Consider the following 26,134-nt stretch of genomic DNA (forward strand, 5'->3'; position numbering starts at 1 on the left):
TTTACTGGATTGAAGTCAATATTTGAGACAGGTTTTAAGAGACATTCAGAACCGCGTTTACCTTCCACAGCTCAAATAAATCATTAATCGTGATTAATAACTTATTTGAACCCTGGAAAGCATTAAATCAGGCGGCCATTTGGCTCGCAAGTGTTGCGATTTCAACTTGTAAGGGGGTCTGGTAGCCCAGTGAACTATGAATTCTCTTCCTATTGTAGAAAGCATGCACATATTCAAAAAGGACAGCAGCGGCAGTTTCATAATTCTCAAAGACCGGCACTGGATAAACACATTCCTTTTTGAGGGAAGCATGAAAAGATTCCATTGGTGCATTATCGTATGGACACCCCTTACGGCTGTAAGAGTGGCGGATATGTAGTTCTGTTAACCGTTGGTTGTAATCATCGCTGGTGTACTGTGATCCTAAGTCTGTGTGGATAATCAGGTCCCCAGTAATGGTTCGATTTTTAACCGCGCTTTCCAGGGTCTTTAAGACTAAATCAGTATCCATCTTTTTTGAGAATGAATAGCCGATAATTCGTCTTGAGTGCAGATCCATGATGGTTGATAAGTAACACCAGCCATTACGCTTCGTTTGAATATAGGTCATATCAGCGGTCCATTTTTGATTTAAACCAGTGGTCGAGAAATCCTGCTTAAGCAAGTTGGGACGCTGTTCAACCTTGGTTTTGGAAGCCGAAGCCGCTTTCCATTTATTGACGGTAACGGAGTGGATATCCAGTTCCTTCATGAGCCGGGAAATCCGTCTTGGGCTGCACCGACGCTGCAGTGGTTGAAGTTCCAGATTCAATTCATGGTGGATCTTCATAACACCGTATCGCTGCTTAAATTCCGCAAAGATCCGCAGAATCCGTTGTTTTAAGTCCGCATCTTCGGCCCGGCGTTTTGAAGGCTTTGGGGATCGATAACGATAATACTGAGCTCTGGAAACACCGAGGATTCGGCACATCTTAGTTACCTGGTGGTGATGGCTTTCTTGGTGAATGTAATCAAAAATATTGGTTACTTCTGCGCAAGGAAGCCCAGGGCTTTTTTTAGGATTTCGTTCTCCTCAGACAGGGAAGCCAGCCGCTTTTCCATCGCTTTAATTTCGTCTGGCGATTTACCGGATTGAGTTTTGGCTTGGCCCTGGATCCACTTATGAACGGTTGAATAGCCAATGCCATATTCTCTGGCCAGTTGGGCAGCTGATTCGCCTTGCTTATATAGGTTGATGATGTTTTGTTTGAATTCTTTGTCGTAACGAGTTGGCATGTAAAAATTCCTTCCTTTTGAGAGACGATTTATTCATTATACCCTCTCTTAAAAGTTGTCTCAGGAATCAGCTTACATCCAGATTTAATTGATGAACCTAGTCGTCAAATTATTAGTCAATATAGAAATGAATTGTTGGGAATTAACGGTGTAGAGAAACGTGAGAAGTATGCTTGCCGCCTAACTACTAGTCTTTTCAGTGAACCAATTGGTATTTATTATGGAAAAAAATATTTTGGTGAGGATGCTAAGAAAAATGTTCATGGCATGGTTAAGAAAATAATTAATACATATAAGAAAAGGTTAATGAAAAATGAATGGCTCAGTGAGGATACCAGAAAAAATGCCATTTTGAAATTAGATAAAATGGTCGTTAAAGTCGGTTATCCAGAAAAAATTGATCCACTTTATGATAGATTTATCATTAATAACGAGGAAACGTTATATGAGAATGTTCGTCGCTTAAGGGGAATAGAGGTTCAAAATATGTTTGAACAATATCATAGGCCTTTTGACAGATCAAAATGGAATATGTCCGGTTATGAAGTTAATGCTAGTTATAACCCTTCAACTAATGATATAACATTTCCAGCGGCTATACTTCAGCGACCATTTTACGATTTGAAACAAACCGTTAGTCAGAATTATGGTGGAATTGGTTCAGTGATAGCACATGAAATTTCACATGCTTTTGATAACAATGGTGCAAATTTTGATGAATTGGGAAATATGAAGAACTGGTGGACCCAAAGAGATTATAAGAGGTTTCAAAGTTTGACTCAGAAAATGATTGATCAATTTGACGGTATTTCGTACATGGGCAGAAAAGTCAATGGAGCCTTAGTAGTAAATGAAAATATTGCTGATGTTGGAGGATTAGCTTGTGCTTTAGAAGTAGCCAAGTCGGAGCCTAATTTTAATTGTAAAGTATTTTTCGTTAACTGGGCACTTAATTGGAGAATCAAGTCGACCAAACAAATTAATGAGATGCTCTTGTCGGTAGATGTACATTCACCGGCCCCTTTGCGTTGCAATATTATTGCGCAAGACATGGATGATTTATATAAAGCCTTTGATATAAAAAAAACAGACGGTATGTGGTTGGATAAAACACAACGTCTGAATATTTGGTAAGTTGAGTCTCTTTTTTTAGGAAAGCGTTTGCTTTTACTAGTTTACTTCGATAGAGTGAATAGGTAAGCTTATAATTGAGAGGGATTTAAAAATATGTATAAAATGATTGTTTGTGATTTAGACGAAACTTTAATGAATGATGACGGTAGTTTGTCTGCTAAGAATGCAGAAGCCATTCAAGCCGCTGCAACTAAAGGAGTTTACTTTGTACCTAATTCAGGTCGAAGCTATACTTCTTTCCAAAATGATTTGGAGACAATGCACTTAAGAAATCAGCCTAATCAATATTCAATTTCCTATAATGGTGGATTGATTTTGGAAAATAAGGATAATCGTCCCATCGCTGTCAATGCGATGCCATTTGAAATTGCTAAGGCTGTTTTTGAAGCGGGAGCAGCCAATAAAAAAGCTGCTACACACGTATATACGCAAGATACACTTTATATTTATAATCCAGTTCCCGAGGATTCAGCCTATTTGAAGAACCGTGGTGTTAGTTTTCAGGAGATGAAGGATGCTAATTTTGATCAATTCAAAAATGAAAATATTATGAAAGTCATCATGGCTTTACCAACAATGCCGGAACGTAAACAAATGCGTGCTGATGTTGAGACAAAAGTTGATCCTAAGAATTTAGCCGTAACTTATTCATCTGATCGTTATGTTGAATTTAATCCAGCTGGAATCGATAAGGGGAGTGCTTCAGTTCAATTAGGTGAATTATTAGGAATCAAACCAGAAGAAATCATTGCTGCTGGTGATAACAGTAACGATTTACCAATGCTTAAAGTCGTTGGTTTGCCGGTTAGTGTTGCTAATGGAATTGATAGTGTTAAAAAAGCTGCTAAGTATATAACAGAAGCCGACAATAATCATGATGCTTTGGCTGAAGTTATTAATAAGTTTGTTTTGTAATCGAAAAATAGAGCTAGAAATTGAAAAATTCCTAGCTCTATTTTTTTATTTCAGTTAAAATAATATAACGCCGTTATGTCCATAAAATAGCTGATGTCAAATAACTTTGATGGTGGTATAAATCTCGACAAGTTAATCTAATAACTGAGGAGGTAGGGATAATGAAAGTACATGAGCAAATTAGAAAATATCGAAAACAATATAATTTTTCTCAAGAAGAATTAGCTGACAAAATTTATGTCTCTCGGCAAACAATTTCTAATTGGGAGAATGGAAAGAGCTATCCTGATATTGAGAATTTACTCATTTTGAGTACATTGTTCCATATCACCTTAGATGAGTTGATAAAAGGAGATATCGAAGTTATGCGAAAAGAACTAGATAATCATGTTATGGATGTTTGGACAGGTGTCATGTTAATCTTTTTAGTTTTAGGAGTAGTGGCTGGAATACCATTGACCTATGCTTTGTCATGGTGGGGCTTTGGTATAACGATTGTTTTATTGGCAATCGGTATGGGAGCTTCTATTAAAGTGGAGTTAATCAAGAAAAGGCACAATACTAAGACTTTTAAAGAAATTATGGCCTTCACAGAGAACAAGAATCTTAATTTGGAAGACAGATTAAAAAGTCAAAAAGGTTATTGGAAAGAGCAACTCTTAATGATAGTTGGATCAACAATTATTACCTTGATATTGGCATTAGTCGCTCTAATTATTACAAAATTGATTATGAATTAGATCAGATTGAAGTGTTTTAAACCGTTTACGATACCGCCATTAACGTTTTCAGTAGTGATATAAGTCGCAATGTCTTTAACTTCATCAATACCATTTGCCATTGCAATGCCATAGTCAGCAAATTCAATCATTGGAATATCATTAGCACCATCACCAAAAGCATAGACTGGTTTATCTTTCATATTTAATTCTTCAAGTAAGTGTTTGATACCGCTCATTTTAGAGACACCTTTAGCAACTGTATCGAGTGAATGGTAGCCAGTATTATAGATTTGAAGTTCTGGAAATTCTTTTTGATATTTTTTACCGTCATCGTCAGTAATGACAACGAACATTGGGATAGCGTCTTTCTTGTAGAAATTAGGATCAATTTCAGGGATTTCTAGTTTTAGTGCATGAAAGAACTCTTTAATAAAAGGTGTTTGAGCACTCAAAGAGTTTCTGGTGTGTGCATGCATAAAGAGAGAATCGCCATTTCTATGAGCCATATCCATTATATTTTTGATCACATCTGGTTTAATATCATTGCTATAAACGGTTTTACCTTGAGATTCGATCAAGGCACCGTTTAAGGTAACATAAGTATCAATACCAGTAACACTTGTGGCTGCTTCAATTTCAATAGGCGCACGCCCAGTACAGATAACAGGTAAATAATCATTTTTCTTTAACTGACGAACAGCAGAGGCAACTGAGTCTTCGACTTGAGATTGGTTATTTAGTAGGGTTCCGTCTAGATCAAAAAATACGGTTCCTTTATAATTTGTTTGCAAAAGATCACCAACTTAATTTTTATTTGTGTACTCGTAATATCTTAACATATGGAAAAAATGATACCGTGGACATTTATTTCAGTTCAAAATAAAAAACAACATCTATTAGATTACTTAATACATACAAAGTGTATTGAGCTTTCTAAAAAGATGTTGTTTTTTTAGTGCGTTAAAAACTATTTAATTACGTCAGTAGCAAAAGTTGGTTCAATCGCAGCAGCATATTTCAAACCACTTACAATTGTATTACCACCAGCATAATCTTGGATTGATCCGTCATTGAAGGGGAGCCATTCGTTAGTTGAAACTTGAACGAAGTATTGACCCTTACTATTTTGAACGGAGCGGTTAACTCTCCAAGAACTACCCTTTGGAAGTGTTCTAGTTAATGAATTAGTTGAAGTGTCATACAGTGTAATATCTTTATTGAGAGTAATGGCAATAGAACCGTTGGAGAAGATACTATTGGAACTGCCCTCGTAACCACCGTTAGTTACCCATTGATTAGTTGCGACACGATAATAAATATAATGATTCATTGTCTTCTTCTGATCAGCATGCCATGAAGAACCAGCTGGTAGAGTTTTACCAGTATTATTACCATTATCATCAAGAATGTATGAAGCACTGTACAAATTGATAGTTGTATTTACAGGGGTACTTTGTCCAACTGTATTTGAAGTACCTTTGACCTGGATATTTTTAACAGGTACGTATTCATTAGTAGCAACTTGATAATAGTTATTCATACCAATTCCGATAACTTTGCCTAACTTCCAAGAAGAACCAACAGGTAGAGTTACTCCGGATAAATGACCAGTTTCGTCTACAACTTGTGCAGGGTAAGTTACCGTACCAATTTGCCCTGATTCGTTAGTATTAGTACTTGTGTTAGTATTGCTTTGATTATTTGATGTTGCAGGGATGCTTGTTTTAATACCACTTTCAAGTGCATATTCATTATTTCCAACTTGGTAGTAAGTATTCATGCCAATATTATACATGCCATCTAGTTTCCAAGAAGAACCAGCAGGTAAAGTTCTACCAGTTGGATTTCCTTGTGCGTCAACCAATTTAACGGCATAGCTCAAAGTACCGATTTGATTATCGACAGCAGGCTTAACCATAGTTGGATTTACGACAGGCATACCATCAGTAAGAGTAATATGTTCAGAACTAATATAATTGTTAGTAGCGACTTCATAGTATCTTTGTCCATTGATAAGAACAGATTTGCCTAATTTCCAAGATGATTTACCGGAAAGAAAGAGATCAGTTTGTTTACCGGTAGCATCGACCGTATAGGCACCACCATAATCAACAGTACCGATTGGATTTTTAATGGTATTGTCTGTAGTAGTCGTGGCAGCTTGAACTGGAGTTGTCATATCATTAGAAATATTTCCTAAAACAGTTGGTGCTACTAAAACAGCTAGTGTTGAAGCTAAGATGATTCTTTTCTTGTTCATTTTTGTATCCCCTTAATTATGAAAATATAAATTATTAAAGCAGGTAGGTAATTTCTTATAGTTCAATTGAATCTAGTCCTGTTGATCACCCTTTCTAACTATATTTTATGCAATATGTAGCCAATTGACTGCATTTGTCGTAAACAATCTATTTCATATCATAAAAAGTTGTAAGACAAAGAGGATACATAATCTTTTACATAAGATTACATATCCTCGTTTCAATATTTTATTGGACCACTTGTTCGTTGATAATTTGACCAGCTTCAGAGTCAGTCAAATAGTTAATACTGGAACTAATTCCGACGACAGAAGGACCCGCTTTAGTAGTTATAGTTGAGGCAGCATTCCTAGGATTAGCAGTATCAACTCTGGTGAAAATATCAACCTGACCTTGTGGCAAATCAGTTGAAGAAATAGTGTCATTTGTTTTTTGATATTTGGTTACTTGACCGGCACCAATTCGAATTAATTCCTTCTTATTAGTAAAGAGATATAAGTAGCCGAGACTATCACCACTCGCAATTGTGTCACGTGACAATTGGTAACCAGCTTGGGCGGCCTCTCTTTTTTGTAGAGCATAAGTTGAATTTTGATTTAAAGAGATTAGTGAGTATTTACTTAAATCCTGAATAGCTGAACGTTCAAAACTATCATAGCGACGTTGATAAAGATAACCATCTTTTACTAAAAGTTTTCCAGAATCATTAGCACTAGTTGTCGTTTCAGGAGCAACCCAAGTTCCGTTAAGATTGTTTAAGTTTAAATGTTTGGCCGATTTTTTATTTTGAGTGTCGACGAAAGATTTACCACGTTCAATAGTTGTAGTTTGATCAACATCCATGTATTGAATATCAATAGCGTATAATTTATGACCTTTGGCGACAAATGCTTGATTCAACGATAAATCACCAAGTTCCGGTTTTAGGAAGACTAAGTCAGTCAGTTTGTTAATTTCGAATTTAGCGCCTAGAGCTTTCAAAGCTTCGTTAACTTGATTAACCGACATATAATGAATCTTTTTCTGATATGATTTCATGTAGTGCTTACGTGTCAGCTTCTTCCATTCTAGGAAGGATGTTTGTTTATATCCTACAGCAATGGATTTAAATGAACCTTTTGAAGTAGTCCACATATCCAGATCATTAGCTTTGGATACAACGGAGGTATTTATTTTGTTGGAAACGCCAATTTTGGTTTGCTTAGAATTAATAGCCTCATTGAAAATCCAGGTTTTGGAATTGGAATTAATGACTTTTTGAGTATTTGCTTTAATATCATAGGATGCGGTTTTATGTTTAGTGCTACATCCAGAAATAAAAAGTAAGATAAAGGTTAAAATGAATAGACTTAATTTACGCATGGGGACTCCTGTCAATTTATTATAATTATTATCGCTTTATTATAAAGGTGATGACAGGGTTAATTTAATATAAAATAATATGGATATATTTTTCTGCAAAATTAAATAAATGATATTGTAACGACGTTATGCATGGTGCAACTTAGAAAGCAAGCCATTAAAATTTGATTTATCGGTTTTAATAATTAGTTCCGCAAACTAAAGTTGCGCTAGTTAATGACTTTTAAACGCAAATATAACTAATTTATTGCTTGTTTATAGTTAATTGCTATACGAAAATATAATTATAAGGATGAAATTTGTGTAGAGGGCGGGATTGAAAATGATTGAATTTTCAAGTCAATTAAAGAAATATAGAACTGACCGAGGAATTACCCAAGATGAGTTGGCAAGCAAATTGTATGTGACTAGACAAGCCATTTCAAAATGGGAGTCAGGTGAGTCGACACCTGATATGAATAATTTAGTTAAGTTATCCGATATATTTAATGTTAGCTTAGATGCTTTGGTTTTAGGAAAGCAGGAGAATTCAAAGATTGATCCAAATGAATTCACGTTTGATCCGATTCATAATAAGTATGTCAGAAAATATGGCAAAATGAATTTTTGGGATTTTTTATCGAAGAATCCTTGGGTGATTGTTTTATTAGCCATTGTTCTATTCTGGGGAGTAATGTTTATACACTGATTCATGTTAAAATAAGCCTAACAAATTATTATCACCAGAAGGGAACCACTTGATGTTCATTAATGTTGTTGAAAAATCAAAATCACTTTTTAAAGATTTTTCAGTAGTAGATTCAACAATGGATTCTAAAAAACAGGCTGCGGCCAATCCCATTTTTTCATGGCACGTGAAACATATTGCTTATAGACGTAAAAAAATTGTTATTTTTACTAACGATGCTAGTACTTTGACAGTTGTACTTTATGATATAAATGCCAAGAATCGTGCACTATTAGAGCAAAGATTTCAGGAACGTTTGGCTGAACTATGGTCAAGTTTGAATATACCTGAAGAAGATTTGAACCAATATCTTAAAGTGGCAGGTCCTTGGCAGATAGGGCCAACTGTTAATAGAAATCAATTGGGACGTCTGAATGAAGTTAGTTATTTTACTGAAATGTATTTATCAGACGGTGTTGAGGATGAGTTGTTTTTGTCGTCAAAGATGACAAGGACATTGCGTGATTCCGGTAGTAGTAAAAAAGCTAGTTTTGCTGGTGATATTCCTAGCATTATGCGACCTAATAATTTTAAATGGAATGAAATTAAGTTAGAAGAAAATTCAGTTGATATTGAAAAGTTGAAGAGAATTTGTAATGATTTGAAACAACAGGAAAGATTTCGTAAGGAAGACTTTTTCTTTGAAGATCTCGATAGAACTGATGAAGTAGTACAACAAATGGTTAAGCTGAATGATGAACTACTTGATATCTTTATTGAGGGGATAAAAGATGAATATTCCGAAAAAACTATAAAATCATATAAAAATGCTCTATTAATTTATTTAAATCAATTCTTAGCTTTCCGTCTAATATCGGTTTTTAATTATGGAGCCTCGTCGGTCGATCAAATGTATATACATGGTAGTAGTATGACTCAAACTAAACAAGTTCAGAGAAGCATGAGTAAATTATATTCATTCTTATCAGGCAATGGAGTTATGAATGTGGAGTTTGCAAAATCTATGAAGCGTGATATGAGAAATTCTATTGAATCTTTGGATTATTTAGATTACTAGATAAAATTATTTTTATAAAATAAATAATAGCTCGCAGCTAAGCACCGTAGGCTATTTTAGTTTTAAAATTGTCTTTTTACGCAAACGTTTGCTTGACAAAATATCTGCAAGGGCTTACATTAAATTACGCAAACGTTTGCTTTGTTAAAATAATTAAAGCGAGGATGATTGATTTTGAATAAATGGTGGCAAAATGCAGTTGTATATCAAGTATACCCGGCTAGTTATCAAGATAGTAACGGCGATGGAATTGGAGATTTACCAGGTATTACCAAACGATTAGATTATATTAAAAAACTAGGTGTCGACATTGTGTGGTTGAGTCCCATTTATAAATCACCTCAAGTCGACAATGGTTATGATATTTCAGATTATAAAGCAATTAATCCTGATTTTGGTAACATGGAAGACTTTGATAATTTACTCAGCAAAGCTCATAAATTAGGCTTGAAAATTATGATGGATCTAGTTGTTAATCATACATCGGATGAACATAAGTGGTTCCAGAAATCTCGAAAGGGTAAAGATAATCCATATCGCGATTATTATATCTGGCGTGATGGTAAAGATGGAAAAGCACCAAATAATTGGGGCTCATTCTTTACAGGACCAGCATGGAAATATGATGAACAAACAGGTCAGTATTATCTACACTTGTTTGCTCCACAACAACCCGATTTGAATTGGGAAAACAAGAATGTTCGTCACTCCGTTTATGACATGATGAATTGGTGGGCCGATAAAGGGGTAGATGGTTTCAGAATGGATGTTATCAATTACATTTCTAAACCCGAAGGTTTACCTGATGTTAAGAAAGCACCTGATGAATTATATGGAAATCCCGAACCAGTCGTTGCCAACGGACATCGAATTCACGAATTTCTACAAGAAATGAATCAAAATGTCATGAGCAAACATAAGATGGTTACGGTTGGTGAAGCACCAGCAGTTACAACAGATGAGGCCCAAAAATATTCCAACTTAAATGGCAAAGAATTGGATATGGTTTTCCAATTTGAACATGTGGGCTTAGATAGCAATTCAAATCCAGCATTGGGACGTTGGTCCGATAAAAAGACGTCACTTACTGATCTTCGTGAGAATTTGACGAAATGGCAAACTGCATTAGCTGGTAAAGCTTGGAATTCATTATATTGGAATAATCACGATCAACCAAGAGTTGTTTCACGTTTTGGTGACGATAGTACTGAAGAGAAGCGTGTTTTAAGTGCCAAGATGTTAGCAACAATGCTTCATTTCCAACAAGGAACTCCTTTCGTATTTGAAGGGGAAGAAATTGGAATGACAAATGCTTACTTTTATAAATTAAGTGATTACGTGGATCTTGATAGTATCAATGCTTATCACCAAATAGTCGATGAACAACATCTTCTAGATGGGAAAACGATGTTGAAGTATATGGGGATGCACAGTCGTGATAATGCCAGAACTCCAATGCAATGGGATGACAGCAATAATGCTGGATTTTCAGATGGTACACCATGGGAACACGTTAATAAGCAGTATAAAGAAATTAATGTAAAGAAGGCTTTGGCTGATCCGGATTCAATATTCTACTATTATCAAAAGATAATTAAGCTACGCCATGAATTACCTGTCATGGTTGATGGTAGTTATGCTTTGGTTAAAGACAATCAAAATGATCCTGACGTATATGCTTACACTAGAAAAGATGATGACACGACATTGTTGGTAGTACTGAATTATACGGATAAAAAATTAGAAAGACATTATGACGTTCCAGAGGACGCCAAGATTCTGATTAGTAATTATGCTGATTCTCAGGGTAATATATTACGTCCATATGAAGCAAAAGTTTATCAATTTTAATAAGTTAGAAGGAACTAGATATGGAGTCAACGGAAAAAGTAGAGGCAACTTCAGCTAAGAAAAAAGAAAAATCATTGGGCTTTGATAATGCTTTGCCAAAGTTACCAATGAAAACAATTCTTGCAATGACTTTCGGTTGTATTGGTGTCAATATGGCATTTACATTGCAAGGTTCACAAATGAGCAGGATTACTCAAACAATTGGGGTTAATCCTAATAGTTTGGGATGGTTCTTCTTGTTGCCACCACTATTAGGGATGTTTGTTCAACCATTATTGGGTAAATATTCTGATAGTACTTGGACACGTTGGGGTAGAAGAATTCCCTATTTAATCGTAGGTGCTCCAATAACGGTGATTGTTATGGTATTACTACCATTTACCGGTTCGTTTGGATTTGGCTATGGTTCCATGACAGCTTTAGTCTATGCAGCCATAGCAATTGCATTAATGGATTTGTTCAGTAATGTTTGTTTAGCACCGTACAAAATGTTAGCTGGAGATATGGTTAATGAAGATCAGAAGAATCTAGCTTGGTCTTGGCAACAAATTTTTAGTTATGCCGGTGGTATTTTAGCAGCTTTGTTGCCATTTATTCTCACAAAAATGGGTATTGCTAATACAGCTGCCAAGGGACAAGTTCCATTAACTGTTATTTGGGCATATTTGATTGGTGCTGCTATGTTATTGATTACTAGTGTAGTAACAATTCTCAATGTTAAGGAATATAATCCTGAAACATATGCTAAGTATCATAAAATTAAATCAGATGCACAAAAAGTTACACCCAGCCTATGGAAATTATTGAAGAAGGCTCCAAGAGCATTTTGGGAATTATCAGTAGTTCAATTATTTAGTTGGATTGGTATTATGTATACTTGGACATATGCAACAGGGGCTATGGCCAATAATATTTGGCACACAACTAACCCAGCATCTGCCGGATTCCAAGCAGCTGGTAATTGGTATGGTGTTATGACAGCCTTTTATAGTGTTGCAGCTTTGATCTGGGGATTATTTTATGCCAAAACAAAGGCTAATCAACGTAAATTATGGTATTCAGTTGGACTATTTGCTGACGCTATTAGTATCATCATTGTTGCCACTACACACAGTCAATGGATTGCCTTGATTGCCTTTGCATTATATGGAATTGGTAACTTTACTATTAATACACTGCCATTTACTATGTTGACAACATCATTAGATGGTAAGAATAATGGTTCATATTTAGGACTATTTAATATTGCAGTTTGTCTACCACAAATTATTGGCTCATTAGCAAGTTTTATTATCTTTCCAATGGTTGGTAGTAGCCAAAGTATGATGATGATTATTGGATTTGTAGCTATGGTAATTGGTGGCTTTTCAGTGGCTATTGTTCATGAAGGTAAATAGTAAAAATTCACTATTCAAAAGTAAAATAAACGATTAAAATATTATTGTAAGCAAATACAAGGAGGGTGGATGAATGTCAGCTACAATAAAAGATATTGCAAATAAAGTTGGAGTAGCACCGTCCACTGTCTCTCGGGTTTTGTCTAATAAGACTAAGTATTATAATTCTTTGACGGCTGAGAAGGTAAAAAAGGCCGCAGAGGAATTAGGATATAAGAAGAATCAAGCGGCTGTTGAGCTGGTAAAAAGAGAAAGTAACGTAATTGCAGCAGTAGTTAGTTCTGTAAAAACCAATTTTGCTGGAGAAATAATTGATGGAATCCAAGAAGAAGCACTAAAGCATGGTTATGATTTGATAGTAGTTTATGCCGGAAGTGCCGATCCTGATGAACAAAAAAGAGCTCTATTAACGGTCATTGAAAGACCCGTGATGGGAATATTATTACTTTCGATAGCGCTTGGAGAAGATAATCTGAAATTATTGAAAGAATCACAAATTCCTTATTGTTTTTTATCAATGGCTTTTGATGATAAAAGGCCTTTCATCAGTTCAGATGATGAAGAAGTTGGTTATAAAGCAACAAAATTATTGATTGATAAAGGTCATCGAAAAATTGGCCTAGCTGGAATTGATAAATATCCCTATACAGGTCGTTTAAGATTAAAAGGTTATAAGAGAGCTTTAAATGAAGCTGGTATTGTTTCAAAAGAAGATTGGATACAGACTGGTGATTACAGTTATCTATCTGGCGAAAAGGCGATGGATCAATATGGAAAAGATACTGACTTGACTGGTATTGTTGCTGTCAGTGATATGGTAGCAATTGGTCTATTGAATAAAGCTAGAAACTTAGGATTGAATGTTCCTGAAGATTTATCTATCGTAAGTATTGATGGTACAGAAATGTGTAGAATCGTACAGCCACAATTGACAAGTGTTTCTCAAAATTTCTTTGAAATGGGCAAGAGTGGAGTACAAAGAATTGAAGATATAAAGAAACATAAAAAGTTGGCGCACCTTCAACAGATGATTCCAACTCGTATAGAAGAACGACAAAGTATCAAAGGTATCTAAAAGGAGTAGTTGTAACCCAAATGGTTATAACTACTCCTTTTTTGTGCACATATTTTATGCAACTAATTATTTATATTGACAAGTATAGTATTAACAATTATAGTATGAACATCAATTGATATTATACTTGTTAATATGAAAAGAGAATAAAGATGAAAATAAAACAAATATTATTAATTTTAACAATGTGTATTGGAACTTTTCTATGTATGCTTGATACAACAGTTATGAATATTGCTTTACCGGCAATTCAATCTAGTATGAATGTTCCTTTGACAAGCTTATCTTGGGCGTTAAACATTTATACTATTACTTTCGCAGCCCTAACAATTCCTTTATCAAGATTGGCAGATATTTGGGGACGGAATAAAATTTATTTAGTAGGGTTATTAATTTTTGCAAGTGGGTCCTTTGTTTCAGGAATGGCAAACGTCCCAACTGTTTTAATCATTGGCCGTGGTATTCAAAGTATTGGTGCAGCAATTGTTTTTCCAACTAGTATGACGATTGCCATTGATACGATTGATCAAAAACATCGTAGTAAAGCACTTTTAACAATTGGATTGACACAAGGATTAGCAGCAACCTTGGGACCAACAATTGGTGGTGTGGTTACCCAATTCATGGGATGGCGTTGGGTGTTCTACATCAATTTACCGTTAGTGGTTTTAGCAATTGTCGGTGTTATTTTACAATTGCCATTGGGTCATGAGAAAAAGATTGATGTCAAAATTGATGTTGGTGGCATGATATCTTTGATGGTGACATTGTTTTCATTAGCTTTGGGTTTAACACAAGGAAATGATTGGGGATGGATGAATTATCGAATTATTTCTTTAACGTTAATAACAATTGTCAGTTTTATAATATTTATTATTATCGAAAAAAGAGTCACTGATCCTATGATCCGACTAGATTTGTTTAAGAATCGACAATTTTCTGGCTCGGCATTAACAGTTGTTTTAGCAGGGCTTTTATTAGTAGCTGTAATGGTTATTATGCCAACGTTTTTTACACAAGTACAAGGAAAGACTGAATTGATTGCTGCTTTACTAATAACACCAGCATCACTAATGATTTTCTTAGTATCCCCAATAACAGGAATAATAGTAGAAAAATTTGGACCGAGATTAATAATTTTTATTGGATTCTTAAGTATGTCAATGGGATACGCTGTTTTAGGATTTGTTAATTCTGAATATTATTGGCAAATCCTTTTGGGATTAATCTTAATAGGTTTTGGTTACGGGACCGTGATTGGACCCATAACGGTTTTAGCGGCATCTGATTTCAAAGGAGAAAAATTGTCGGCATCTCAAAGTGTCATGGGAGTGTTACGACAAATTGGTAATATAATTGCAGTGGCAATTTTTGTATCTATGTTGACAACTAATGTCAGCAAAGCTAAGGAAAATGCTTGGACTGACGCTCAGAAGCTGATTAGTACAAGTGAATTAACATCAACTTCTAAAAAAGACATGTTAAAGGTAACTCATAGCCATTTTGAATCTAGTGATGCCAAAACAAATGGAAATGATGAAAAAGGAATATCTGAAACTAAGGAACAGCGATTAATTCAAGCCAATGTTGCTGAGGCATTAAGAAAGGCTAAAATTAGTCAGTTGTCGGATCAACAAGGAGAACAGGTTAAAGAACAGATTACATCTGAAGTTACTAATGAAATTAAGGAAATGGTAAAAAAGGATAATCGAATAATCAATCGAGATGCTAATAAAATCAGTAAAAATGCTAACCATTTAATCAGTAAGGCATTTTTGAGCCTCTATTTTATGGCATTACCATTTACAATAATGTTTATACCAGTCTGTTTGTTATTTTATAAACGTGATGAATATAAAAAAAATATTAATGAAGAGTAAGAGAGATATTAATGATTAATTTTAATCCGTGTGTTAGTCTAAAATTATTAATGAAGAGGAGCTAGATCATCGTGAAGAGTCGACAAATTGTGCTAGGAATTTTAATGAGATCACCACAAACTGGATATGATATAACTCAAATGTTTCAAACAAGTTTTGCCTTCTTTTTCGATAGTTCATCGGGAATGGTTTATCCAGTACTTCGCAAATTAGAAAAAGAAGGAAAAGTTACTAAAGAGGTCGTTCCACAAGATGGAAAACCAGATAAAAATCTTTACACTATTACTCAAAAGGGAAAAGAAGAGTTTACTGAATATTTAAGTTCTCCAGTTGAAAGGCAAATAAAAAAGTCTGATTTTCTGGCTCGTTTGATGTTTGGTGACTATATGGAACCAGATCAGCTACGAGAGATAATCGAAGATTATGTTCGAAAAGAAAAAGAAGAAACTGAGTTGCTTAGTGAACGTTTAGAAAAGTACATCAATAAGTCAAGCCGTAAAATGACGGATACGGAGACATTGGCTTACGAGTATGGTGTCGAAGCAAATAAATTTCAAGTGGAATTTTTCGAGAAATGGCTTGAGAATCATCCTAAAATATAAAATTAGGCAATAAGAAAGAACCTTGCTAACTAATTTAGCAGGGTTCTTTTATTTGAAGATCCTTGAATTTCTAAAAGAATAATTTTGATAAGCCACTTTCAAAAATTCAGGCGTGTGTTGATATTGGAAAGTGGCTAATTCTTCTATAGTAATAGAAGATAAATTATTGAGCCATTCGTTGAATAGTCCCATACTGCCGTACGAGTGGTACTTAATAGCATATTCTTGTTCAGATGTTAATTTTGTTTGATAAAAATCTTCTACTGCTGCTTTAGCCGAAGCTATATTGAATCTCTGAATATATTGATTTATTGAATTTTGAGAGTGGTCTGTATAGGTTCGTTAGTAAAAAGTCTTTCGTTTTTCCATTTGAATTAGGCTTCTTTTAATACTGGCAATCGAATATTCCGGTTCTTTGTCTCCATAAATTAAAGAGAAATCATATAGAAAAATCCAAGCTACTAATTCATATTTATCGTGGAAGTGATAATAAAAAGTTTGAGGAATGGTGTCGCATCTTTTGCAGAGATCGACAATTCGAATTTTGTCCATAGGGATGATTTTTAACATCTTTTCTAATTCTTTGGCTAACAATAATTTAGTTTGATTTTTAAGTGTCATGGTTAACCTTTTATTTATATAAAAATGTAATTATATCTAATTTTTATACATTTTAGCATTTTTGTATAATGAAAGGCCTTGGAAATGACGTTAATATTGTCACTATGTCAAAAGTAAGAAGGAGAAATTACTATGAATATTATGATAACCGGAGCAAGTGGTGAATATGGTAATTATGCCATCGATTACTTGAAAAGATTTGCACCAGAGGCTAATCTGTTTGGATTGGTTAGAAATGAGACTAAGGGTGAGGCATTAAAAGCTAAGGGTGTTAGTGTCAGAATTGGTGATTACACGGACGTCAATTCTATGATTGATGCTCTTAAAGGAATTGATCGTCTACTTTTTGTGTCAGTCTCTAGACTTAATATTCAACAAAATGTTGTTCAAGCAGCTCAAGTTAACCATATAAAATACATTGCTTATACGAGTATTTCTCATCCTGAGTATTCGAAATTTGGATTAGAAACGATTCACACGCAAACGGAGAATTGGATTAAAGAATCAGGTATTCCTCATACCTTTTTACGAAATAGTTGGTATACGGAGTTAAACCAAGCTCTATTCGATTATGCTGCTAAAACAAAACAATTTCCGTATTTTGCTAAAGAAGGTAAGTTGTCTTTTGCCTTAAAGAGAGAGTACGCCGAAGCTGGGGCTAGAGTTATTGCTAACGGAAATTATGGCGAAGTACTCGATTTAGCAGGTGAACCTAAATCTTATCACCAAATAGCCTTTGCCACTCAAGAGGCCGTGAATACAAAATTAGATATCGAAAAGATTCCAGCTAGTAAATTTGTTTCCACGCTAGAAAGTTATAGAAAAATTCCCCTAGATAAAAATCTAGAGGAATTTTTTATTTGGGAATAACTTCAATTGTAGTACTACGAGGTCCTGCCTGAATCATTGGTGGAAGATAAGGACTATTTTGATATTTATCGTGATAACCTTGATCCACCAAATCATTAATTTTATCATTATGTAACTTTTCAAAAATTACTTCATGATTGGAACCAGCTAAGAATATTCGTCCACCTTGTTGTTGAATAGCAGAACGATACCAACGGGAATTTTGACCATTCCAAGCGCGGATAAATAATTTATCGTCGACAACGACCGACCAGATCCAAGTTGGTGTTCCGTAGGTTTTACCATCACTATAAAATGGTGAGACTCTAAAATCATCAACTTTGGCAAAACTTTGTAACTGTTCTAATGTCCATTTGTTTTCACTCGTCATAATTTTACCTAATTACCAAGGCTGGCTTGTTGAACCAACGGTGAACTCACTAACATTAGGATCTTCTGGCTGATTGATAGCAAAGGCAACATGATGGAGTCCAATTTGATATTAACCATATTTATACTTCTCCTTGAGTTAATCAATTTGCTTACATGTATTAGAGTAAGACTTGAATTAAATAATGTCTAATGCTTATAATGTATCTAAAATCATACGATATTGTAATAGCAAGGAGAAATGAAAATGGAATTACGAGTGTTGCGTTATTTCCAGGCCGTAGCATTAGAATTGAATTTTAGCCGTGCCGCTGAAAAATTACATGTTTCTCAACCAACCATTTCCAGGCAATTGAAGGATTTGGAGGATGAAGTGGGCGTAACATTGATTAAAAGAGGTGGACGCTCAATTGAATTAACTAGTGAGGGTGAATATTTTTCTAATCAGGTCAATCAGATTCTCGCTTTAGCTGATAAGACACTTGATAATATGCAGATAGGTCAGGATATTACCGGATCAATCGTTATCGGTAGTGCGGAAACAAGAAGTTTCATTAGTGTAGCTCAGTCGATTAAGGCTTTAAGAAATAAATATCCACATATTAAAGTCAATATCATTAGCACAAATGCTAACGATGTTAGGAGAAATTTAGATTCAGGGAATTTTGACTTTGGTATTGTAGTAGATCCGGCCTCAAAGAAGGATTTCGAGTTCATTCACTTATTAGGTGAGAGTCGTTGGGGAGTTTTGATGCCACGTAGTTCTGATTTAGCTAATAAAGATCATATAACACTGGATGACCTAGAGAATCGTGACATGATTGTCACACAACAGAACGGCTTTTTGGATACTTTAAAGGATTGGTATGGTGAGAGCACTAAGAAGTTCAACATTGTAGCAACTTATAATTTGCTTTATAACGCATCATTACTGGTTTCAGCCGGAGTAGGTTACACTTTGTGTGTTGATGGAATTATTAATACTAATCAATCTGACTTAATCTTTGTGCCATTGGAGCCTCGTCGAACGGCAGGAACTAATTTAGTTTGGCAAAAGGGAAGAAAGTTGTCACAAGCTGCCGAAGCTTTTTTGAAACAGATATCTAGTGATATTGATAAATAAAACTGCTAATTTAAAAATTTAGCAGTTTTTTTATTTGGCATGATAAGTTAAGTACATGTCACTTTATGCCATTAAGATTGACGTCATTTGTCGGTATTATAGGTACATAAATTGAGACGCGGAGGCAGACAAATGTCAGTTATTTTAATTACAGGTGCAAGTAGTGGGATTGGTTACCAAACAGCGGAGTTATTAGCATCACAAAATAATATCGTATATGGTGCGGCTCGTAGATTAGACAAGTTGAATGAATTAAAAAAATATAATGTCCGTCCACTGGAATTGGATATCACTAATGAAGAATCTATTAAAAGCGCCGTTAAAACTATTATCAAAGAAGAAGGACATATTGATGTTTTAATCAATAATGCTGGTTATGGTTCTTATGGAGCAGTTGAGGATGTCTCAATTGAAGAGGCCAAACGACAATTTGATGTTAACTTATTCGGAATGGCACAATTAACCCAATTAGTATTACCATATATGAGAAAACAACATGAGGGACGAATCATTAATACTTCTTCCATGGGAGGACGTTTAGTTAGTTATATGGGAGCTTGGTATCACGCTACTAAGTATGCTGTGGAGGCTTTTAGTGATGCATTAAGAATGGAAACAAAAGAATTCGGAATTAAAGTTTCCGTTATTGAACCCGGTGGTATCAAAACCAATTGGGGTTTCATTGCGGCCGATAAACTACAAAAATCTGCTCAGGGTGGTGCTTATGAAGAACAGGCTGACAAGGCAGCTACAGGAATGAGAAAACAATACTCATCCAATATGATGTCAGATCCTAAAGTCGTTTCCAAAGCTATTTTAAGAGCGGTTAGCTCAAATCGTCCCAAAACTAGATATCTTATCGGCTTTGGAGCCAAACCGCTGGTATTTGCTAAAATAATCTTACCAACAACAGTTTTTGATTTCATAATGAAGCATGCTAGCTAATAGATAGGAGTTCTTTGATTAATGAAAATAAGTATTTCTAATCAGTTTCAGATTTTTATGAATAAAATGGGTCTCAACGTTAATGATATATTGCAGGAAGCGGGAATCAATAAGATTCTTTGGAAGGAAAATATTGATCTTAATAATAGTGAATATTGGCGTTTATTGGATGTATTGGATAGCAAAATGGATGTAAGCTGATTCCTGAGACAACTTTTAAGAGAGGGTATAATGAATAAATCGTCTCTCAAAAGGAAGGAATTTTTACATGCCAACTCGTTACGACAAAGAATTCAAACAAAACATCATCAACCTATATAAGCAAGGCGAATCAGCTGCCCAACTGGCCAGAGAATATGGCATTGGCTATTCAACCGTTCATAAGTGGATCCAGGGCCAAGCCAAAACTCAATCCGGTAAATCGCCAGACGAAATTAAAGCGATGGAAAAGCGGCTGGCTTCCCTGTCTGAGGAGAACGAAATCCTAAAAAAAGCCCTGGGCTTCCTTGCGCAGAAGTAACCAATATTTTTGATTACATTCACCAAGAAAGCCATCACCACCAGGTAACTAAGATGTGCCGAATCCTCGGTGTTTCCAGAGCTCAGTATTATCGTTATCGATCCCCAAAGCCTTCAAAACGCCGGGCCGAAGATGCGGACTTAAAACAACGGATTCTGCGGATCTTTGCGGAATTTAAGCAGCGATACGGTGTTATGAAGATCCACCATGAATTGAATCTGGAACTTCAACCACTGCAGCGTCGGTGCAGCCCAAGACGGATTTCCCGGCTCATGAAGGAACTGGATATCCACTCCGTTACCGTCAATAAATGGAAAGCGGCTTCGGCTTCCAAAACCAAGGTTGAACAGCGTCCCAACTTGCTTAAGCAGGATTTCTCGACCACTGGTTTAAATCAAAAATGGACCGCTGATATGACCTATATTCAAACGAAGCGTAATGGCTGGTGTTACTTATCAACCATCATGGATCTGCACTCAAGACGAATTATCGGCTATTCATTCTCAAAAAAGATGGATACTGATTTAGTCTTAAAGACCCTGGAAAGCGCGGTTAAAAATCGAACCATTACTGGGGACCTGATTATCCACACAGACTTAGGATCACAGTACACCAGCGATGATTACAACCAACGGTTAACAGAACTACATATCCGCCACTCTTACAGCCGTAAGGGGTGTCCATACGATAATGCACCAATGGAATCTTTTCATGCTTCCCTCAAAAAGGAATGTGTTTATCCAGTGCCGGTCTTTGAGAATTATGAAACTGCCGCTGCTGTCCTTTTTGAATATGTGCATGCTTTCTACAGTAGGAAGAGAATTCATAGTTCACTGGGCTACCAGACCCCCTTACAAGTTGAAATCGCAACACTTGCGAGCCAAATGGCCGCCTGATTTAATGCTTTCCAGGGTTCAAATAAGTTATTAATCACGATTAATGATTTATTTGAGCTGTGGAAGGTAAACGCGGTTCTGAATGTCTCTTAAAACCTGTCTCAAATATTGACTTCAATCCAAAACTGAATAACGACTATTTTTATGCAAAAAAAGAGAGCCGCACTTTATCGTGCTGGTAGAATTAATCTACCAGTACGATAAAGTGTAGCTCCCTTAATATATTTAAAACTTTAATGGTTAAGACGTGTTTGGAATCTATAAGAATTCAAACTACTTTTTCAAAAAAGAAAGCACTTTTTTCTCATTTGGTTTCATATTTCCTGCTAAGAATGCAATTATAACTGCAACAACAGAAGCCAAAAATTCCCATACTGACCATTTAAAAACCAATGTTAAAATTAACATAATAAAAACCGAAATCAACATAACTCCATCTCTGGGACCTAATTTCAAATATGGAAACATCATCAGAATCACTTCTTTCATCATTTGATATATTGAATAAGCTCAACCAGGATTTGCTCGTGTATGTAGAATTTCTAGGTAGATTTTTGTTTCCTTCTAATCGTAGCTTTAACTGCACATCTATTCTAGTAAGAAGCAATCTAAGAATAATTCAAACATTCATTTAAACCCTAAGAATATTATACTACTTCTTTCATTTATTGTGAAAGCCATTTCATAAAGACGCTTAGGCAAAATTTTGGGAAAGAAGGACTTGTTGCTGACTGACTAATCAAGCAAAACCACTAGTGATCTATTTGAATTACTTGGCGACTCCAATCGGGTTCAAAAAAAGATACCCGAAGGTATCTCTAATTTACGTTTACTTGATTTTCTTGAAGCCAAGCATTAGTAGCAATGTGATACATCTTTACCTTTGTCTTGGGATTAACAGCTCGTCTATCCATGATCCATTTGCTATCTTTAGGTACGATTTTGCCTGTGAAGTTACCATTGTTGTCGTAAACCTTAGCATCAGTAGTTGCTGTAACACTTGATCCATATAGGAATTTAGCCCATGGTAAAACATCGGCAGCTGAGACGAAACCATTGGTACTAACGTGATAATATTTTTTACCATTGATAGTAGCGACAATATCGGAAATCCAATCTGAGTTTGGCGCAAGCTCTAGATCCTTGCTTTTATTACCGTAACGATCATAGACGGGAGTGACATAATTTTTAGTCGTTACACCGCCACGTAAATCGGCGGTGGTATAGTCTTTTCGTTGAGTATAGTCGGCACCTTTACGATTTGCGTCAGCCAAATCATATTTAGAAGGATTGGCGTAGTCGTTATACTTAGTCATATAGTAATCTTTGACATCAGTGGGGTCGTATTTACTGTATGATTCTTGATCATTACCCATTTCTTGAGAGAAATAAATCATGCCGGTATTTGATACACTAACACCAATTCCGACGTAACTTATGTAGGGATTAAGCATATTTTTTCTATGACCAAAATCGGGATTGGAATCATATGTTTCACTGTAAAACTCATCAGTGATTTTTTCAGCAATAATTAGGGGATCAGTTGATCCAATCATAGAAAAAGGCATTTGAGCAATATTTTCTTCGGCAGTGTAATTGTAAGGATACATGTTCGCTGAATGCCAATTGGAATGATCATCGACACCACCAGAAGTAATGAAAGAGTCAGTCCTAGCTTGGGCATAGTTGTTAAGGACATCGACTGAGGTTAGTGGCTTCAAGTCGTTTTGAGATCTGAGACGATTAAGTTCATTTAACATAGCAAGTTTAACGGAAGCAAGGTCAATGTTTTCGTAACCAGCCTGTGTTTTAGTAGTTGTTGATGTAGATGATGTATCGGTTGTTGTATCAGAATTTGTCGTAGTTAAAGATGAATCATCGTTAGTGTTAGAGGTAGTGTCAGCAAAGACAACTGTTCCCTCAAAGCTTGTAGTTAGAAGGGCGCTTGCAGCAATTAGAATTGCTGTTTTTTTTATTTTAGAAAACATAATAATATTTCCCCCGTTTCTCATAGATCATGACACATTAATTATAATGAACATTCTATATTACTTCCATTAATTAAAACAGTTAAGTTTGACAAGTAATTAAAAAATTTATAGAAATTTTTTCTGATATTCTGATGGAGAGTAACCTATATATTTATGAAACACTCTTGCAAAACGTTGATAACTTGGGAAACCACATGATTGAGCAATGAAAGTGATGGATTCGTTAGAAACCTTGAGCAATTCAGAAGCCTTTTTTAATCGATATTTAGTTAAATATTCTTTTGGCCCAATATTCATATTTTGTTTAAAGAGTTTGTATAAATAGGTTCGGTCGACCGTTAGATAATTTACGACATCATTAATTGAGATAGTCGATTCGTAATTATTGCGGATGTAGTATAAGGCCTTGGTATAGATAACGTCAGGGGAAGAAGATTGATTAGAAGAAACTTTAGGTAAGATGTTATGTAACGAATCCAATATTTCTAACAATTTGGCATTGTAGATAAAATCACTTCGATGTGGATCCTGAGAATAATTAACTATTTCAACAATTTTCTGAGGAACGATTGGAGTATCTTTAATTGAAAAAACAGGATTTCGATAAGAAATATTGATTCGTGACATATATTGTTTGATTAAGTCACCTGTAAAGCGAATCCAATAAAAAGACCATGGATCATTTCTATCAGCAATCATGGTCACGGTCTTTTGGGGTTCAATATACATAAAGTCACCCTTCTTCATATGGTAAGTAATATTGTTGCTGATGAAAGTACCTTTACCATTAGAAATATAATGCAACATATAACCTGATCGTCCTAGTGGTCCATATTGATGTGAAGGGGTTGTTGCTTCGTAACCACCAGAAGTTAGATATAAATAGGAATTATATTGTTCATTGCTAAAGACAAAATTTTTCTTCATTAATAAATAACTCCATTCAACATTTCGACATATGATATCAGCATTATACCATTTGAAAACGGTTACTTCAGTTATAGAATGAATTTGTAAGTTAAATAACGAAATAATAACTTTGGGATAGAGAGGAAACAACTATGAAGAATGATCGTAAATTATACGAGAAAATTTCTGATGAAATTCTTCCAGCAATTGGTGGAAAAGATAACGCCATTGAAGCATTCCACTGTGCAACAAGATTAAGAATTGCTTTAAAGGATGTTAGTAAAGTCGATAAAGATACTTTAAATAATATTGAATTGGTGAAGGGTGTCAATCTTAATAAGAATCAATTACAGATCATTTTTGGAGCTGGATTAGTTGATAAAGTGACTGATGTTTTTATTCAACATACAGGCATAAAGTATTATTCAGTTGATTCTGGTAGTCCTGAACCAGCAAAATCCGAGTCCAATGATAAGGAAGAAAAAAAGGGTTTTTTTCAAAGATTTATTGATGATTTAACGGGAGTCTTTACCGAAATTTTACCAGGCATTTTAGCAGGCGGTATCTTAATCGGTTTGAATAATTTATTAACTCAGAAAATTTTTGGAGCACAATCACTTGTTCAAATGTTTCCTGGTATTTCGGGAATTAGTACAATTGTTAATTTGGGTTCTTCTGGTATTTTTGCCATGTTACCTTTGATCGTAGTTTACTCAGCAACTAAAAGATACGGTGGTAGGCCTGTATTGGGCTTAGCAATTGGTGCTGTCATGATGTCAGCTTCCTTACCAGCTATGTCCGACGTTCAAACGGGGGCCGCTAAGGCTGTTATTGCCAATATTTTTGGGTGGAAGTTATCTCTAACTAATTTTGGTGGTCAAATAATTGTGGCCTTGATTATGGGATGGGTTATTGCCAAATTAGATAACTTCTTTCAAAAGAAATTACCGGGTGTAATTCAATTCGTGCTTTCACCAATGTTAACTATTTTAATTTCATCATTTATTTTATTCATGATTGTTGGACCTATCGGCGTGACATTATCAACATGGATTACCAACGCTTTAGTTTGGATGTCACAATCATTAGGGATCTTTGGTTATATAATTTTTGGTGGCATTCAACAGCTAATAGTTATCACCGGTTTGCATAATATGTTTGGTGCTATTGAAACACAATTGATTTCTACTACTCAATATGATTTCCTAAATCCATTGTTCTCTGGTGCCTTGATGGGACAAGGTGGTGGTGTTTTAGCCTTCTTATTCTTAAATCGTAAGAATGCCAAATCACGTGAAATTTCTATTTCAGCATTTTTCTCCATTCTTTTTGGTATTTCAGAACCAGCACTATTTGGTATCAATATTAAACATAAATATCCATTAATCGGTGGTTGTATTGGTGGAGCCGCTGCCGGTGCCTATATCTATTTGACTAAATTAACGGCGGTTTCCTTTGGTACAACGGGATTACCTGGCATTGCCATTGCTGCTCCTCAAAATAATGGGTATGTGAACTACATTTTGACTAATCTGGTTGGAATTGCCGTTGGTTTCTTAGCATCGTTAGTTGTTGCTAAGTTTTCAACATTTGAGTCTAAAGCTAAAGTGACAAATAAAACTAAATCAGTTGTTTCAAAACAAGTTAGTGTTGATTAATATGAGGTTAAAT

Annotated in this window: 27 protein-coding genes and 2 pseudogenes; 17 read left to right on the forward strand and 12 right to left on the reverse strand. The window is 35.2% G+C overall.

What is annotated here, in order from left to right:
- Positions 1-127: 127 nt before the first annotated feature.
- Entirely contained in the window at positions 128-1,018 is an 891-nt protein-coding gene (locus ACI6PB_RS05865; RefSeq protein ID WP_309511209.1) for an IS3 family transposase, read from the reverse strand.
- 5 nt (positions 1,019-1,023) lie between these two features.
- Entirely contained in the window at positions 1,024-1,275 is a 252-nt protein-coding gene (locus ACI6PB_RS05870; protein ID WP_002816285.1) for an IS3 family transposase, read from the reverse strand.
- Positions 1,276-1,362: 87 nt separating this feature from the next.
- Here ACI6PB_RS05870 and ACI6PB_RS05875 point away from each other — a divergent pair, with 87 nt between their 5' ends.
- From ACI6PB_RS05875 to ACI6PB_RS05885, 3 genes are all read left to right on the forward strand, one after another.
- On the forward strand, positions 1,363-2,409 hold the full coding sequence (locus tag ACI6PB_RS05875; protein WP_404327965.1) for a M13-type metalloendopeptidase: 1,047 nt from the start codon (positions 1,363-1,365) through the stop codon (positions 2,407-2,409).
- A gap of 93 nt (positions 2,410-2,502) precedes the next feature.
- Entirely contained in the window at positions 2,503-3,324 is an 822-nt protein-coding gene (locus ACI6PB_RS05880) for a Cof-type HAD-IIB family hydrolase (protein WP_056955931.1), read from the forward strand.
- Positions 3,325-3,485: 161 nt separating this feature from the next.
- Positions 3,486-4,064: a helix-turn-helix transcriptional regulator gene (locus ACI6PB_RS05885; RefSeq protein ID WP_025085573.1), complete on the forward strand. Its 579-nt coding sequence runs from the start codon at positions 3,486-3,488 to the stop codon at positions 4,062-4,064.
- On the opposite strand, the gene ACI6PB_RS05890 is transcribed toward ACI6PB_RS05885, so the two are convergent.
- The 3 genes from ACI6PB_RS05890 to ACI6PB_RS05900 all read right to left on the reverse strand — a co-directional run bounded on the left by ACI6PB_RS05890 (position 4,061) and on the right by ACI6PB_RS05900 (position 7,669).
- Positions 4,061-4,837 carry a Cof-type HAD-IIB family hydrolase gene (locus tag ACI6PB_RS05890; RefSeq protein WP_025085572.1) on the reverse strand — a complete coding sequence of 259 codons (777 nt, stop codon included), beginning with the start codon at positions 4,835-4,837 and terminating at the stop codon, positions 4,061-4,063. The two genes, ACI6PB_RS05885 and ACI6PB_RS05890, sit on opposite strands and share 4 nt — an antisense overlap.
- 176 nt (positions 4,838-5,013) lie before the next feature.
- A complete protein-coding gene (locus ACI6PB_RS05895) occupies positions 5,014-6,306 on the reverse strand; it encodes an SLAP domain-containing protein (protein ID WP_404327924.1) in 1,293 nt (430 codons plus the stop codon).
- Positions 6,307-6,535: 229 nt separating this feature from the next.
- On the reverse strand, positions 6,536-7,669 hold the full coding sequence (locus tag ACI6PB_RS05900) for a hypothetical protein (protein ID WP_309510961.1): 1,134 nt from the start codon (positions 7,667-7,669) through the stop codon (positions 6,536-6,538).
- Between the two features lie 322 nt (positions 7,670-7,991).
- On the opposite strand from ACI6PB_RS05900, the gene ACI6PB_RS05905 reads away from it, so the two are divergent.
- The 7 genes from ACI6PB_RS05905 to ACI6PB_RS05935 all read left to right on the forward strand — a co-directional run bounded on the left by ACI6PB_RS05905 (position 7,992) and on the right by ACI6PB_RS05935 (position 16,219).
- Positions 7,992-8,357, forward strand: a complete 366-nt coding sequence (locus tag ACI6PB_RS05905) for a helix-turn-helix transcriptional regulator (RefSeq protein ID WP_309510960.1) — start codon at positions 7,992-7,994, stop codon at positions 8,355-8,357.
- Positions 8,358-8,409: 52 nt separating this feature from the next.
- On the forward strand, positions 8,410-9,414 hold the full coding sequence (locus tag ACI6PB_RS05910; protein WP_025085568.1) for a DUF6933 domain-containing protein: 1,005 nt from the start codon (positions 8,410-8,412) through the stop codon (positions 9,412-9,414).
- A 174-nt stretch (positions 9,415-9,588) separates the two neighbouring features.
- Positions 9,589-11,265 (forward strand): alpha,alpha-phosphotrehalase, encoded by a 1,677-nt coding sequence (locus ACI6PB_RS05915; protein WP_404327925.1) that lies wholly within the window; start codon positions 9,589-9,591, stop codon positions 11,263-11,265.
- A 20-nt stretch (positions 11,266-11,285) separates the two neighbouring features.
- A complete protein-coding gene (locus tag ACI6PB_RS05920; protein ID WP_025086137.1) occupies positions 11,286-12,662 on the forward strand; it encodes an SLC45 family MFS transporter in 1,377 nt (458 codons plus the stop codon).
- Between the two features lie 73 nt (positions 12,663-12,735).
- The gene (locus ACI6PB_RS05925) at positions 12,736-13,737 is read left to right on the forward strand and encodes a LacI family DNA-binding transcriptional regulator (RefSeq protein WP_025086136.1); all 1,002 of its coding nucleotides are present in this window, start codon (positions 12,736-12,738) and stop codon (positions 13,735-13,737) included.
- Between the two features lie 152 nt (positions 13,738-13,889).
- Positions 13,890-15,617 carry an MFS transporter gene (locus ACI6PB_RS05930; RefSeq protein ID WP_025086135.1) on the forward strand — a complete coding sequence of 576 codons (1,728 nt, stop codon included), beginning with the start codon at positions 13,890-13,892 and terminating at the stop codon, positions 15,615-15,617.
- Between the two features lie 89 nt (positions 15,618-15,706).
- Positions 15,707-16,219: a PadR family transcriptional regulator gene (locus tag ACI6PB_RS05935; protein WP_404327926.1), complete on the forward strand. Its 513-nt coding sequence runs from the start codon at positions 15,707-15,709 to the stop codon at positions 16,217-16,219.
- Positions 16,220-16,267: 48 nt separating this feature from the next.
- Here the strand turns inward: ACI6PB_RS05935 and ACI6PB_RS05940 are convergent.
- Positions 16,268-16,546 (reverse strand): annotated as a pseudogene (locus ACI6PB_RS05940) (TetR family transcriptional regulator); the annotation flags it as partial.
- Positions 16,547-16,561: 15 nt separating this feature from the next.
- Complete coding sequence (locus ACI6PB_RS05945) at positions 16,562-16,840, reverse strand: hypothetical protein (RefSeq protein WP_404327927.1); 279 nt, start codon at positions 16,838-16,840, stop codon at positions 16,562-16,564.
- Between the two features lie 132 nt (positions 16,841-16,972).
- Between ACI6PB_RS05945 and ACI6PB_RS05950 the strand changes: the two genes are divergently transcribed.
- Complete coding sequence (locus ACI6PB_RS05950; protein WP_025086251.1) at positions 16,973-17,710, forward strand: NAD(P)H-binding protein; 738 nt, start codon at positions 16,973-16,975, stop codon at positions 17,708-17,710.
- On the opposite strand, the gene ACI6PB_RS05955 is transcribed toward ACI6PB_RS05950, so the two are convergent.
- Positions 17,697-18,080, reverse strand: a complete 384-nt coding sequence (locus ACI6PB_RS05955; protein ID WP_025086252.1) for a DUF2255 family protein — start codon at positions 18,078-18,080, stop codon at positions 17,697-17,699. The two genes, ACI6PB_RS05950 and ACI6PB_RS05955, sit on opposite strands and share 14 nt — an antisense overlap.
- Before the next feature lie 12 nt (positions 18,081-18,092).
- Positions 18,093-18,170 (reverse strand): annotated as a pseudogene (locus tag ACI6PB_RS05960) (oxidoreductase); the annotation flags it as partial.
- Between the two features lie 156 nt (positions 18,171-18,326).
- Between ACI6PB_RS05960 and ACI6PB_RS05965 the strand changes: the two are divergent.
- The 5 genes from ACI6PB_RS05965 to ACI6PB_RS05985 all read left to right on the forward strand — a co-directional run bounded on the left by ACI6PB_RS05965 (position 18,327) and on the right by ACI6PB_RS05985 (position 21,563).
- The gene (locus tag ACI6PB_RS05965; protein WP_404327928.1) at positions 18,327-19,202 is read left to right on the forward strand and encodes a LysR family transcriptional regulator; all 876 of its coding nucleotides are present in this window, start codon (positions 18,327-18,329) and stop codon (positions 19,200-19,202) included.
- Between the two features lie 132 nt (positions 19,203-19,334).
- Positions 19,335-20,147, forward strand: a complete 813-nt coding sequence (locus tag ACI6PB_RS05970) for an oxidoreductase (RefSeq protein ID WP_404327929.1) — start codon at positions 19,335-19,337, stop codon at positions 20,145-20,147.
- A 21-nt stretch (positions 20,148-20,168) separates the two neighbouring features.
- The gene (locus tag ACI6PB_RS05975; RefSeq protein ID WP_404327930.1) at positions 20,169-20,348 is read left to right on the forward strand and encodes a hypothetical protein; all 180 of its coding nucleotides are present in this window, start codon (positions 20,169-20,171) and stop codon (positions 20,346-20,348) included.
- Positions 20,349-20,415: 67 nt separating this feature from the next.
- Positions 20,416-20,667 carry an IS3 family transposase gene (locus ACI6PB_RS05980; protein ID WP_002816285.1) on the forward strand — a complete coding sequence of 84 codons (252 nt, stop codon included), beginning with the start codon at positions 20,416-20,418 and terminating at the stop codon, positions 20,665-20,667.
- A gap of 17 nt (positions 20,668-20,684) precedes the next feature.
- Positions 20,685-21,563 carry an IS3 family transposase gene (locus ACI6PB_RS05985; protein ID WP_404327966.1) on the forward strand — a complete coding sequence of 293 codons (879 nt, stop codon included), beginning with the start codon at positions 20,685-20,687 and terminating at the stop codon, positions 21,561-21,563.
- Between the two features lie 273 nt (positions 21,564-21,836).
- On the opposite strand, the gene ACI6PB_RS05990 is transcribed toward ACI6PB_RS05985, so the two are convergent.
- The 3 genes from ACI6PB_RS05990 to ACI6PB_RS06000 form a co-directional block, all read right to left on the reverse strand.
- The gene (locus tag ACI6PB_RS05990; protein ID WP_025086378.1) at positions 21,837-22,037 is read right to left on the reverse strand and encodes a hypothetical protein; all 201 of its coding nucleotides are present in this window, start codon (positions 22,035-22,037) and stop codon (positions 21,837-21,839) included.
- 344 nt (positions 22,038-22,381) lie between these two features.
- Complete coding sequence (locus ACI6PB_RS05995) at positions 22,382-23,551, reverse strand: CAP domain-containing protein (protein ID WP_025086377.1); 1,170 nt, start codon at positions 23,549-23,551, stop codon at positions 22,382-22,384.
- Between the two features lie 108 nt (positions 23,552-23,659).
- Complete coding sequence (locus ACI6PB_RS06000) at positions 23,660-24,481, reverse strand: AraC family transcriptional regulator (RefSeq protein WP_025085714.1); 822 nt, start codon at positions 24,479-24,481, stop codon at positions 23,660-23,662.
- Positions 24,482-24,615: 134 nt separating this feature from the next.
- Here ACI6PB_RS06000 and ACI6PB_RS06005 point away from each other — a divergent pair, with 134 nt between their 5' ends.
- The gene (locus ACI6PB_RS06005; RefSeq protein WP_309510958.1) at positions 24,616-26,121 is read left to right on the forward strand and encodes a PTS transporter subunit EIIC; all 1,506 of its coding nucleotides are present in this window, start codon (positions 24,616-24,618) and stop codon (positions 26,119-26,121) included.
- Positions 26,122-26,134 lie beyond the last annotated feature (13 nt).

The sequence above is a fragment of the Companilactobacillus paralimentarius genome, from assembly GCF_963227125.1.
GTDB lineage: Bacteria > Bacillota > Bacilli > Lactobacillales > Lactobacillaceae > Companilactobacillus > Companilactobacillus paralimentarius.

Coding starts and splice junctions, on each gene's coding strand:
- ACI6PB_RS05870 (WP_002816285.1), bottom strand. CDS start 1,275: ATGCCAACTCGTTACGACAAAGAATTCAAACAAAACATCATCAACCTA.
- ACI6PB_RS05880 (WP_056955931.1), top strand. CDS start 2,503: ATGTATAAAATGATTGTTTGTGATTTAGACGAAACTTTAATGAATGAT.
- ACI6PB_RS05885 (WP_025085573.1), top strand. CDS start 3,486: ATGAAAGTACATGAGCAAATTAGAAAATATCGAAAACAATATAATTTT.
- ACI6PB_RS05895 (WP_404327924.1), bottom strand. CDS start 6,306: ATGAACAAGAAAAGAATCATCTTAGCTTCAACACTAGCTGTTTTAGTA.
- ACI6PB_RS05900 (WP_309510961.1), bottom strand. CDS start 7,669: ATGCGTAAATTAAGTCTATTCATTTTAACCTTTATCTTACTTTTTATT.
- ACI6PB_RS05905 (WP_309510960.1), top strand. CDS start 7,992: ATGATTGAATTTTCAAGTCAATTAAAGAAATATAGAACTGACCGAGGA.
- ACI6PB_RS05910 (WP_025085568.1), top strand. CDS start 8,410: ATGTTCATTAATGTTGTTGAAAAATCAAAATCACTTTTTAAAGATTTT.
- ACI6PB_RS05920 (WP_025086137.1), top strand. CDS start 11,286: ATGGAGTCAACGGAAAAAGTAGAGGCAACTTCAGCTAAGAAAAAAGAA.
- ACI6PB_RS05925 (WP_025086136.1), top strand. CDS start 12,736: ATGTCAGCTACAATAAAAGATATTGCAAATAAAGTTGGAGTAGCACCG.
- ACI6PB_RS05930 (WP_025086135.1), top strand. CDS start 13,890: ATGAAAATAAAACAAATATTATTAATTTTAACAATGTGTATTGGAACT.
- ACI6PB_RS05945 (WP_404327927.1), bottom strand. CDS start 16,840: ATGACACTTAAAAATCAAACTAAATTATTGTTAGCCAAAGAATTAGAA.
- ACI6PB_RS05950 (WP_025086251.1), top strand. CDS start 16,973: ATGAATATTATGATAACCGGAGCAAGTGGTGAATATGGTAATTATGCC.
- ACI6PB_RS05955 (WP_025086252.1), bottom strand. CDS start 18,080: ATGACGAGTGAAAACAAATGGACATTAGAACAGTTACAAAGTTTTGCC.
- ACI6PB_RS05965 (WP_404327928.1), top strand. CDS start 18,327: ATGGAATTACGAGTGTTGCGTTATTTCCAGGCCGTAGCATTAGAATTG.
- ACI6PB_RS05970 (WP_404327929.1), top strand. CDS start 19,335: ATGTCAGTTATTTTAATTACAGGTGCAAGTAGTGGGATTGGTTACCAA.
- ACI6PB_RS05975 (WP_404327930.1), top strand. CDS start 20,169: ATGAAAATAAGTATTTCTAATCAGTTTCAGATTTTTATGAATAAAATG.
- ACI6PB_RS05980 (WP_002816285.1), top strand. CDS start 20,416: ATGCCAACTCGTTACGACAAAGAATTCAAACAAAACATCATCAACCTA.
- ACI6PB_RS05995 (WP_025086377.1), bottom strand. CDS start 23,551: ATGTTTTCTAAAATAAAAAAAACAGCAATTCTAATTGCTGCAAGCGCC.
- ACI6PB_RS06000 (WP_025085714.1), bottom strand. CDS start 24,481: ATGAAGAAAAATTTTGTCTTTAGCAATGAACAATATAATTCCTATTTA.
- ACI6PB_RS06005 (WP_309510958.1), top strand. CDS start 24,616: ATGAAGAATGATCGTAAATTATACGAGAAAATTTCTGATGAAATTCTT.